This is a genomic window from Pseudomonas yamanorum, assembly GCF_013386765.1.
In the GTDB taxonomy this organism is placed as follows: domain Bacteria; phylum Pseudomonadota; class Gammaproteobacteria; order Pseudomonadales; family Pseudomonadaceae; genus Aquipseudomonas; species Aquipseudomonas yamanorum_A.
Map to the genome: position 1 here is coordinate 128,796 of NZ_JACARE010000008.1, position 9,952 is coordinate 138,747.

At 58.5% G+C, this 9,952-nt stretch carries 9 protein-coding genes; all 9 read left to right on the forward strand.

What is annotated here, in order from left to right; translation table 11 throughout:
* The first annotated feature begins 84 nt into the window (after window positions 1-84).
* Window positions 85-2,409: a penicillin-binding protein 1B gene (mrcB, locus tag HX875_RS05430; RefSeq protein ID WP_177042254.1), complete on the forward strand. Its 2,325-nt coding sequence runs from the start codon at window positions 85-87 to the stop codon at window positions 2,407-2,409.
* A 16-nt stretch (window positions 2,410-2,425) separates the two neighbouring features.
* Window positions 2,426-3,160 carry a tetratricopeptide repeat protein gene (locus HX875_RS05435; RefSeq protein WP_177042256.1) on the forward strand — a complete coding sequence of 245 codons (735 nt, stop codon included), beginning with the start codon at window positions 2,426-2,428 and terminating at the stop codon, window positions 3,158-3,160.
* Window positions 3,160-3,489, forward strand: coding sequence for a YqcC family protein (locus HX875_RS05440; protein ID WP_003212129.1), 330 nt, complete (start codon window positions 3,160-3,162; stop codon window positions 3,487-3,489). The genes HX875_RS05435 and HX875_RS05440 overlap by 1 nt, the downstream gene beginning before the upstream one ends.
* 431 nt (window positions 3,490-3,920) lie before the next feature.
* A complete protein-coding gene (locus HX875_RS05445; protein ID WP_010174427.1) occupies window positions 3,921-5,645 on the forward strand; it encodes an acetolactate synthase 3 large subunit in 1,725 nt (574 codons plus the stop codon).
* A complete protein-coding gene (ilvN, locus tag HX875_RS05450) occupies window positions 5,646-6,137 on the forward strand; it encodes an acetolactate synthase small subunit (protein WP_003176102.1) in 492 nt (163 codons plus the stop codon).
* A 50-nt stretch (window positions 6,138-6,187) separates the two neighbouring features.
* Window positions 6,188-7,204 (forward strand): ketol-acid reductoisomerase, encoded by a 1,017-nt coding sequence (gene ilvC / locus HX875_RS05455; protein ID WP_003212125.1) that lies wholly within the window; start codon window positions 6,188-6,190, stop codon window positions 7,202-7,204.
* A gap of 144 nt (window positions 7,205-7,348) precedes the next feature.
* The gene (gene pssA, locus HX875_RS05460) at window positions 7,349-8,206 is read left to right on the forward strand and encodes a CDP-diacylglycerol--serine O-phosphatidyltransferase (RefSeq protein WP_177042258.1); all 858 of its coding nucleotides are present in this window, start codon (window positions 7,349-7,351) and stop codon (window positions 8,204-8,206) included.
* 64 nt (window positions 8,207-8,270) lie between these two features.
* The gene (msrP, locus tag HX875_RS05465; RefSeq protein ID WP_177042260.1) at window positions 8,271-9,284 is read left to right on the forward strand and encodes a protein-methionine-sulfoxide reductase catalytic subunit MsrP; all 1,014 of its coding nucleotides are present in this window, start codon (window positions 8,271-8,273) and stop codon (window positions 9,282-9,284) included.
* Entirely contained in the window at window positions 9,284-9,904 is a 621-nt protein-coding gene (gene msrQ / locus HX875_RS05470) for a protein-methionine-sulfoxide reductase heme-binding subunit MsrQ (protein WP_177042262.1), read from the forward strand. Before msrP ends, msrQ begins: the two co-directional genes overlap by 1 nt.
* The last annotated feature ends 48 nt before the right edge of the window (window positions 9,905-9,952 follow it).

Consider the following 9,952-nt stretch of genomic DNA (forward strand, 5'->3'; position numbering starts at 1 on the left):
GGGCATTATGGCTCCTACAGGCGGTCGTGCAAACCGCTGTCCGGCTCATGTTGGTCATCAATAAAGTGCGTATAATCCGCCGCCATGACTCGTACCCGATCTCCCCGTTCCCGTAAAAAACCTCCTTCCCGTGGCCTGCGTCCGTGGCTGGGCTGGGCGCTTAAGCTCAGCCTGGTAGGGCTCGTAGTGATCGCCGGCTTCGCGGTCTACCTCGATGCCGTGGTCCAGGAGAAGTTCTCTGGCAAGCGCTGGACCATTCCGGCCAAGGTGTACGCGCGCCCGCTGGAACTGTTCACCGGCCAGAAGCTGAGCAAGGATGACTTCCTCACCGAACTCGATGCCCTGGGTTATCGCCGCGAGGCCGTGAGCAATGGCCCCGGTGCCGCAGCCGTCAGCGGCAACACCGTCGACTTGAACACCCGCGGCTTCCAGTTCTATGAAGGCCTGGAAAAACCCCAGCCGGTACGCGTGCGTTTCTCTGGCGACTATGTGGCCGAACTGTCCTCGCTCAACGGCTCGAAACTGCCGGTGGTGCGTCTGGAACCCTTATTGATCGGTGGGATTTATCCTAAAAACCTGGAAGACCGTATTCTGATCAAGATCGATCAGGTGCCGCCTTACCTGCTGGATACCCTGATAGCCGTGGAAGACCGGGATTACTACAGCCACTGGGGTGTATCGCCCAAATCCATCGCGCGTGCCATTTGGGTCAACACCTCTGGCGGCAAGATGACCCAGGGCGGCAGTACGCTGACGCAACAATTGGTCAAGAACTTCTACCTCACCAACGAACGCAGCCTGACCCGTAAACTCACCGAAGCCATGATGGCAATGCTGCTGGAGTTGCATTACAGCAAGCAGGAAATTCTTGAGGCGTACCTCAACGAAGTGTTCGTCGGCCAGGACGGTCAGCGTGCGGTGCACGGTTTCGGTCTGGCCAGCCAATTCTTCTTCGGCCAGCCGTTGTCGGAGCTGAAGTTGCATCAAGTGGCATTGCTGGTGGGCATGGTCAAGGGGCCTTCCTACTACAACCCGCGCCGCAACCCGGAGCGCGCGCTGGAGCGGCGCAACCTGGTGCTCGATGTACTTGAGCAGCAAGGTGTCGCCACCCCGGAACAAGTCGCTGCCGCGAAAAAAATGCCACTGGGTGTGACCACCCGCGGCAAGCTTGCCGACAGCTCGTTCCCGGGCTTCATCGACCTGGTCAAGCGTCAGTTGCGTGACGACTATCGCGACGAAGACTTGACCGAAGAAGGCCTGCGGATCTTCACCAGTTTCGATCCTATCCTGCAGATGAAGGCCGAAGCCTCGGTCAATGACACCTTCAAGCGCCTGGCGGGCCGTAAAGGCTCCGACGATGTCGAGGCCGCCATGGTAGTGACCAATCCGGAAACCGGTGAAGTCCAGGCTATGATCGGCAGTCGCCAGGCCAGCTTTGCCGGGTTCAACCGGGCGCTGGACGCGGTGCGACCGATCGGCTCGCTGGTCAAGCCGGCGGTATACCTGACCGCGCTGGAAAAACCGAGCAAGTACACGCTGACCAGTTGGCTGTCCGATGACCCGTTGTCGGTCAAGGGTGCCGATGGCCAGATGTGGACGCCGCATAACTTTGATCGTCGCTCTCACGGTACGATTTTCCTGTATCAGGGGTTGGCGCATTCCTACAACATCTCGACTTCCCGTCTCGGCCTTGAGCTGGGTGTGCCGAATGTCCTCAAGACGCTCGCCCGCTTGGGCATCACTCGCGAGTTCCCGGCGTTCCCTTCGATGCTGTTGGGTGCTGGCGCGATGAGCCCGATGGAAGTGGCGACCATGTACCAGACCCTGGCCAACGGTGGTTTCAATACGCCGATGCGCGGGATCCGCAGCGTGTTGACGGCAGAGGGCGAACCGCTCAAGCGTTATCCGTTCCAGATCCAGCAGCGCTTTGACCCGGCCTCGATCTACCTGATCCAGAACGCCATGCAGCGCGTGATGCGTGAAGGTACCGGGCGCTCGGCCTATAACGTGCTGCCGGCCAACCTGACGCTGGCGGGCAAGAGCGGCACCAGTAACGATTCCCGGGACAGCTGGTTCGCCGGTTTCAGTCAGGACCTGCTGGCGGTGGTCTGGCTGGGGCGCGATGACAACGGCAAGACACCATTCACCGGTGCCACCGGCGCGTTGCAGGTGTGGACCAGTTTCATGAAGAAGGCCGATCCACTGCCGCTGAACATGCCGCAGCCAGACAATATCGTCCAGGCCTGGATCGACCCGCATACCGGCCAGGGTTCCGATGCCAACTGTCCGGGCGCGGTGCAGATGCCGTATATTCGCGGCAGCGAACCGCCTCCCGGTGCAGCGTGCGGCGCCAGTGCGCCCGCCAGCGCTGAATCGGTGATGGATTGGGTCAAGGGCTGGATGAATTAAGCAAAGAGGGTTTCACGTGAACAAGTTGTTGATTCCAGCTATTACAGTTTTGGCATTGCTCGGTGGTTGCGCTAGTGTTGAGCGGGGTTCTATCCCGGTGGTGGATTCCAGCACAACGGTGTCCAACAACGACCGGATCTCGGCCAATGGCGGCTTCCGTCAAACCGTCACCAAGCGTCCAGCCCAGGCTCAGGCGCAAGCTGTGCCTCAGGATTCGGGTGTAGTGGTGATGATCCCGGGCGGTGGTGCGGCTACCTCGGCACCGATCAGCACTCAGCCGTGGACCCCAGGCCCGAGCACCTCGGGTCCGATCGACTCCACGCCGATTCAATCGGCACCGATCAACCAGGGCACCTACAACATGCCGTCGACGCCAAGCGGGATTCCTTCTGCCAGCAGCGGCGGTGGCTTGTCCGCCGATGAACAGCTGGATGGCCCGGTGCTGGCGTTGCTCACCACTGCCCAACAGCAGCAGTCGGGCGGCGACTTGAACGGCGCATCGTCCAGCCTCGAGCGCGCCCAGCGCGTGGCGCCTCGCGAGCCGCAAGTGCTCTACCGCCTGGCCCAGGTTCGCATGGCCCAGGGCGATGCGCCGCAAGCTGAACAATTTGCCCGTCGCGGCCTGACCCTGGCCAATGGCCGGCCTGATCTGCAGGCCAGCCTGTGGAGCTTGATCGGCGACGCCCGTGAGAAGCAGGGCGATGCCGCCGGTGCCGCGCAGGCTCGGCAAAAAGCCAAGGTAAGCCTCTGATGGATGCACGCTTTCCGGCGATTGCCGAACAGTTGTTGTTGATTGAGCGCGAACTGCGCTTGCAGGGCTGGTGGGACGAAGTGTCCCCCAGCGCCGAAGCCTTGAGCAGTGTTGAACCGTTTTCCGTCGATACCCTGGACTTTCACCAGTGGCTGCAATGGATCTTTCTGACAAGGATGAAGCAGATCCTCGAGCAGGACCTGCCATTGCCCAATGCATCGGGGATTCTGGAGATGGCCGAGATGGTTTACGCCGATCGGCCCCTTGAGAGCCTTGGCTTGCGGACTGCGCTGAAAAAGTTCGACCAACTGATCGTCGACGCTCGTTAATTGCCTGGCTGCCGGTTTTTCCGGCAGTCTTGCGCATATTTCTACCGCTTTGCGCCATTCAGGCGAGTTTTATCCCTCCTCAAGCCCCTTTCTTCTGCGTTCTCATGCGCTTAGTTGGAGAAAAGCGCAATTATTGCTTGACTTGGAGGGGCTGAAACAGAAGAATCCAAAGTCCGCTTTAGAGGGACTGCCAGAAGCAGACCCACTTAGCAGATCATGAGGCGCACACCCGCGCCGACCTGTTACACCCGCAACGCGTTACCTCGCGCTGGGTGGGAAAATCCCGCAACACTTGGGACGCTCCCAATACTTGCTCAGTCAGTGCTGACGTAGTCGGCGACCACCGTCGCTCATGCTCTGCTGAGAAGTAAACCTATTAAGACCCGTCGGTTTTCAACGGACGGTATTCTGGCGTTTTAGAGGTGAACAACGTGGAGCTTTTATCTGGCGGTGAGATGCTCGTCCGCTTTTTGCGTGACGAAGGCGTCGACTATATCTACGGGTACCCAGGTGGTGCTCTGCTGCATGTCTACGACGCACTGTTCAAGGAACCGGCTGTTACTCACATCCTGGTTCGCCACGAACAAGCTGCTACCCATATGGCTGACGGTTACGCCCGTGCCACCGGTAAAGCCGGTGTGGTACTGGTGACTTCCGGCCCTGGCGCGACCAATGCCATCACTGGCATCGCGACGGCGTATATGGACTCCATCCCGATGGTGATCATTTCCGGCCAGGTGGCGAGCACCATGGTCGGTACCGATGCATTCCAGGAAACCGACATGATCGGTATCTCCCGGCCGATCGTGAAACACAGCTTCATGATCAAGCATGCCTCGGAAATCCCGGAAGTCATGAAGAAGGCGTTCTACCTCGCACAGTCCGGTCGCCCGGGCCCTGTTGTGGTCGATATTCCGAAAGACATGACCAACCCGGCTGAGAAATTCGAATACGTCTTCCCGAAGAAAGCCAAGCTGCGCTCCTACAGCCCGGCCGTTCGCGGGCACTCGGGGCAAATCCGCAAGGCGGCAGAAATGCTGTTGGCGGCCAAGCGTCCGGTGCTTTACTCGGGTGGCGGCGTGATTCTGGGCGGCGGTTCCGCACCGTTGACCGAATTGGCCAAGATGCTCAACCTGCCGGTAACCAATACCTTGATGGGCCTCGGTGCGTTCCCGGGTTCGGATCGTCAGTTCGTCGGCATGCTCGGCATGCACGGCAGCTACACCGCCAACCTGGCCATGCACCACGCTGACGTGATCCTCGCCGTCGGTGCGCGGTTCGATGACCGGGTGATCAACGGCGCGAGCAAATTCTGCCCGAATGCCAAGATCATCCACATCGATATCGACCCGGCGTCCATCTCCAAGACCATCAAGGCCGACGTGCCTATCGTAGGTCCGGTGGAAAGCGTACTGACCGAAATGGTCGCTGCGTTGAAGGAGATCGGCGAAGCCCCGAACAAGGATTCCGTTGCCAGCTGGTGGAAGCAGATCGACGAGTGGCGCGGTGACCGCGGCCTGTTCCCTTACGACAAGGGCGACGGCAGCGTCATCAAGCCGCAAACCGTGATCGAAACCCTGTGCGAAGTGACCAAGGGCGACGCCTTTGTGACCTCCGACGTAGGCCAGCACCAGATGTTCGCGGCGCAGTACTACAAGTTCGACAAGCCTAACCGCTGGATCAACTCCGGTGGCCTGGGCACGATGGGCTTTGGTTTCCCTGCGGCCATGGGTGTGAAGCTGAGCTTCCCGGATACGGACGTTGCGTGCGTCACCGGCGAAGGCAGCATCCAGATGAACATCCAGGAACTGTCGACGTGCCTGCAATATGGCTTGCCGGTGAAGATCGTCTGCCTGAACAACGGTGTACTGGGCATGGTCCGTCAGTGGCAGGACATGAGTTACGGCAGCCGTCACTCCCATTCCTACATGGAATCTCTGCCCGATTTCGTCAAGTTGGTTGAAGCCTATGGCCATGTCGGCATGCGCATCACCGATCTGAAGGATTTGAAGCCGATGATGGAAGAGGCGTTCGCCATGAAGGACCGCCTGGTGTTCCTCGATATTCAGGTCGACACCAGCGAGCACGTCTACCCGATGCAGATCAAAGACGGCTCCATGCGCGATATGTGGCTGAACAAGACGGAGCGTACCTAAATGCGGCACATTATCTCCCTGCTTCTGGAGAACGAACCGGGCGCTCTGTCACGTGTGGTCGGCCTGTTTTCGCAACGCAACTACAACATCGAAAGCCTGACCGTGGCGCCGACTGAAGACCCGACCCTGTCGCGCCTGACGTTGACCACCGTTGGCCATGATGAGGTGATCGAGCAGATCACCAAAAACCTCAACAAGCTGATCGAAGTGGTCAAGCTGGTCGACTTGTCGGAAAGTGCCCACATCGAGCGCGAGCTGATGCTGGTAAAAGTCAAGGCTACGGGTGCACAACGGGCCGAGATCAAGCGCACTACCGACATTTATCGCGGGCAGATCGTCGATGTGAGCGCCAGCGTTTATACCGTTCAACTGACCGGTACAAGCGACAAGCTGGACAGCTTCATCCAGTCGATCGGGACGGCCTCGATTCTGGAAACTGTACGCAGTGGCGTCACCGGGATTGCTCGTGGCGACAAAGTACTCAGCATCTAACTCAAATTTAGCGAATGGCCTTAAACGGCCTGGATATATAGAGGAATCTCATGAAAGTTTATTACGATAAAGATTGTGACCTGTCGATCATCCAGGGCAAAAAAGTCGCCATCATCGGCTACGGTTCCCAGGGCCACGCTCAAGCGTGCAACCTGAAAGATTCCGGCGTTGACGTGACTGTTGGCCTGCGCAAAGGCTCGGCCACTGTTGCCAAGGCTGAAGCTCACGGCCTGAAAGTGACTGACGTTGCTTCCGCTGTTGCTGCTGCCGACCTGGTCATGATCCTGACCCCGGACGAGTTCCAGTCCGCGCTGTACAAAAATGAAATCGAGCCGAACATCAAGAAGGGCGCCACCCTGGCCTTCTCCCACGGCTTCGCGATCCACTACAACCAGGTTGTGCCGCGCGCTGACCTCGACGTGATCATGATCGCGCCGAAAGCACCGGGCCACACCGTGCGTTCCGAGTTCGTCAAAGGCGGCGGTATTCCTGACCTGATCGCGATCTACCAGGACGCCTCGGGCAACGCCAAAAACGTTGCACTGTCCTACGCTGCCGGCGTTGGTGGCGGTCGTACCGGCATCATCGAAACCACCTTCAAGGACGAGACTGAAACCGACCTGTTCGGCGAGCAAGCCGTACTGTGCGGCGGTACCGTTGAACTGGTTAAAGCCGGTTTCGAAACCCTGGTTGAAGCTGGCTACGCGCCAGAAATGGCCTACTTCGAATGCCTGCACGAACTGAAGCTGATCGTTGACCTCATGTACGAAGGCGGTATCGCCAACATGAACTACTCGATCTCCAACAACGCCGAATACGGCGAGTATGTGACTGGCCCGGAAGTGATCAACGCCGAGTCCCGTCAGGCCATGCGCAACGCCCTGAAACGTATTCAGGACGGCGAGTACGCCAAAATGTTCATCAGCGAAGGCGCAACCGGCTACCCTTCGATGACCGCCAAGCGTCGTAACAACGCCGCTCACGGTATCGAGATCATCGGCGAGCAACTGCGCTCCATGATGCCGTGGATCGGTGCCAACAAGATCGTCGACAAAGCCAAAAACTAAGTCGTACGTATCAAGGGAAAACGCGGCCTAGGCCGCGTTTTTTCGTTTGCGGGGCAGGTTCTGGTATAAAGCTGCATCGTTTGCGGGCGAACACTCGCCGCAAGTTTCTGTCGAAATTTTTCACACCGTTGCAAGGTAAAGTCCATGAGCGAACGTCCCGAAGAGCCAAACCAGGCCTCTGACGCCGAAAGCCTGCTACCGATCGATGAACATGTCGAAGAAGGGCATGATGCTGAAGGCCGTAAAGTCCGGCATCGTGGCATCTATCTTCTGCCCAATCTGTTCACCACTGCGAACCTGTTCGCGGGGTTCTATTCCATCATCAATTCCATGAGTGCCCAGAGCGCGCTGGCGGCCGGCGATGCTGCCAGTGCCAGCAAGTACTTTGGTTTTGCCGCGATCGCGATTTTTGTCGCGATGGTCCTTGATGGCCTGGACGGGCGTGTGGCGCGCATGACCAACACCCAGAGTGCGTTCGGTGCCGAGTACGACTCGCTGTCGGACATGGTTGCCTTTGGTGTGGCGCCGGCGCTGTTGGCATTTGCCTGGGCGCTGGGAGACATGGGCAAGGTGGGTTGGATGGTTGCCTTCATCTATGTGGCTGGCGCAGCACTGCGCCTGGCGCGCTTCAATACCCAGGTGGGCACTGCTGACAAGCGTTACTTCATCGGACTGGCCAGCCCGGCAGCCGCGGGTGTAGTGGCCGGTATTGTCTGGGCGTTCAGTGACTACGGTATCCAGGGCTCCAAGATGTCGTTCCTGGTGGCCTTGATGGTCGCGGCGGCCGGCATGCTGATGGTCAGCAACATCAAGTACAACAGCTTCAAGGAGCTGGACCTCAAGGGGCGTGTGCCGTTTGTGGCTATCCTGGCGGTAGTGCTGGTGTTTGCCGTGGTCTTCAGTGATCCACCGAGAATCCTGCTGTTGGCGTTCCTTGTGTATGCCGCGTCCGGCCCGGTGCAGTACCTGCTGCATCTTCGTCAGCGCAAAACGTTGCCTTAATGTAATTTCCCCCATACTCCGCAGTCTATTGGTGCATCTGTTCTCCAAAAGCTGCGGAGTTGCCATGTTAATCAAGATCCCCAAAGCGTCTGATTGTCAAGAATCGGACGTCACGCCCGAATCCCTCTATTTCTCTCGCCGCAGCTTGCTCGGTGGTGCGCTTGCCGGCATAGCTGCCAGCAGCCTGCCGCGTTGGGCCAGTGCGGATGATGCTGGGCGTTATGCCGATGTCGAGCCGGGCAGGGCGCCCGGATGGTTTGCCGAAAAGCTGCCGGGTACAAAATGGCAGGCAGTAACCGTCAAGGATGAGGCGATCACTCCGTTCAAGGACGCAACCCACTACAACAACTTCTATGAATTTGGCACGGACAAGGGCGACCCGGCGGCTAATGCCGGGTCTCTGAAGACTGAGCCGTGGAGTGTGGTGATCGACGGTGAGGTCGCCAAGCCCGGGCGCTATGCGCTTGAAGACTTCATGAAACCGTATCAGTTGGAAGAGCGGATCTATCGTCTGCGCTGTGTAGAGGCGTGGTCGATGGTCATTCCATGGATGGGTTTCCCTATTTCGGAATTGCTCAAGCACGTCGAGCCGACCTCAAACGCCAAGTACATCCGTTTTGAGACCCTGCAGGATCCCAAGAGCATGCCGGGCCAGCGGTCCAGCTTCGCCTTGATTGACTGGCCTTATGTAGAAGGGCTGCGACTGGATGAGGCGATGAATCCACTGGCGATCCTGGCAGTGGGCATGTACGGCCGGGAGCTGCCGAACCAGAATGGCGCGCCGTTGCGATTGGTGGTGCCCTGGAAGTATGGGTTCAAGAGCGTCAAGTCGATCGTGCGCATCAGTCTGGTCAGCGAGCAGCCGAAAACAACGTGGCAAAGCATCGCCGCGAGTGAGTATGGGTTTTATGCGAACGTGAACCCTACCGTCGACCATCCACGCTGGACCCAGGCTCGGGAGCGGCGCCTGCCAAGTGGGCTGTTCAGTCCTAATGTGCGCGAGACGCAAATGTTCAACGGCTACTCGGATGAGGTCGCCTCTCTTTATACGGGCCTCGACCTGCGGAAGAACTATTGATGCGCTACCCGATCTGGCGCGTCGGCGTCTTTATAGCAGCGGCAGTGTGGCCGCTGTTCTGGTTGTACGAGGCCTGGAGCTTTGCGCTGGGGCCTGACCCCGGCAAAGTGCTGATGGACCGGCTTGGGCTTGGCACCTTGATTCTGTTGTTGATCACCTTGGCAATGACCCCGCTGCAGAAACTCAGCGGTTGGGCGGGGTGGATCGCTGTGCGACGGCAGTTGGGGTTGTGGTGCTTTGCGTATGTTGTTTTGCATCTTGTGGCTTATTGCGTCTTTATCCTGGGGCTTGATTGGTCGCAGTTGGGTGTTGAGCTGCGCAAGCGTCCCTACATTATCGTCGGTACCCTGGGGTTCCTTTCTCTGATGGTGCTGGCAGTCACTTCCAATCGCTACAGTCAGCGTCGCCTTGGTGCTCGCTGGAAGAAGCTGCATCGTTTGGTTTACGTGATTCTCGGGCTTGGTTTGCTGCATATGTTGTGGATCGTGCGGGCGGATTTAAAGGAGTGGGCTATCTATGCATCTATAGGGGCGCTGCTTTTGATCCTGCGGGTGCCACCTGTAATGCGCCGGATTCCCCGCCTTATTGCTAAAAAACCATCTTCTGCAACAAAAGCGTAATTAACCCTTGACGGCAGATTCTGGAAGTCTATAATTCGCCCCACTTCC